Genomic DNA, 1,195 nt, shown 5'->3' on the forward strand with positions numbered 1-1,195 from the left:
ACAAAAAAGACGATATCTTTGGTATGAAGCTAAAAGGATATTAGATGATAAACGCACTTGGTAGCTACCCCTTAAATTTAGAACAGAGCATAAAGGTATCAACCAAAGTTGCCACCAATCAAACTAGCTCTCTAGTTTTAGGCTACAAGGTAGATAAAGATGGCTACTTTACAGATGAGTTTAATAAACAAGCTGGCATCCCAAGTGATTATAAAATTCACTCAAGCACACTGGAGTCGTTAGTCAGGATAGAGACGCAGCCTGACTATATGCAAAGGACTTTTGACAGCATCGATATACTAAAAACTGTAAATAATGCCTATAAAATTCTCTCCCAAGTAGTTGGCGAAGACACACTAAACTCAAAAGATAGCTTTAGCTTAGATGAGATAAGAAATTTCCCTCAAGGCTTTGAGTATAACCGCCAAAGCATGCAAGTAACCAAGATCCATAACTCCATTCATGAATTTGGCTCGGCTGCGGCTGATTTTAACGGCAAAGAGTCAAATAAGCAGATGATAAGCACGCTTTTTTTCAACCCAAGCTTTAAAGGAGGAGACGGCAGACAGCCATTAAAACCAACAACTGATATCTTTAATAACAACAATGGCGGCAAAGAAAACACGGTCATTGGTATATTTATGGATCCGCATGGAGAGAAATACACTAATAAAGACGGCTCAATAACTAAAGGCGGACTTATAGCAGCCGTTATAAACAACAACCTTGATGTAAGAGAGGGCGAGACAACAGCACAAGGCAAAAGAGAAGGCTATGACAAAAGCATAGATAGTAAAGAATTTAATAGGGCATTTGAGCTGTTTGAACTTATGGGCGAGATGAAATTTGGACCTGGCTTTATAAATGCTACTGATAATGACATAGCTGGCATGCCTAAATATATGCAAGACTACATCAGATCTAAAAGAGACTTTGTCTATATCGACTTACAAAGTGGCTTTGTCAGCACTCCTGAAGATAGGCGTAGGGGATATGAAGAAGACGAGCTCTCATTTAAAAAGATGATGGAGCATAATCTAAAAATGCTAAAGCTTCTTTTTGGTGAGATAGATAAAGATGGCAAGAAGAGCAAAGACTTTATGGATAGCTTTTTAAAATTTAGCATGCCACCTTTAAATTTAGTAAAAGAGCTAAACGAAAACCCAGCTGGAAAATATCTAGTAGATATGCTTGG

At 37.9% G+C, this 1,195-nt stretch carries 1 protein-coding gene; it reads left to right on the top strand.

The annotated features are described in order from the left end of the window. Positions 1 to 44 precede the first annotated feature (44 nt). Positions 45 to 1,195, top strand: a 1,151-nt coding sequence (locus CVT14_RS10595; RefSeq protein ID WP_107850317.1) for a Cj0814 family flagellar-dependent secreted protein, incomplete at its 3' end; no start/stop codon positions are given.

The sequence above is a fragment of the Campylobacter concisus genome, assembly GCF_003048445.1.
Lineage (GTDB): Bacteria > Campylobacterota > Campylobacteria > Campylobacterales > Campylobacteraceae > Campylobacter_A > Campylobacter_A concisus_BF.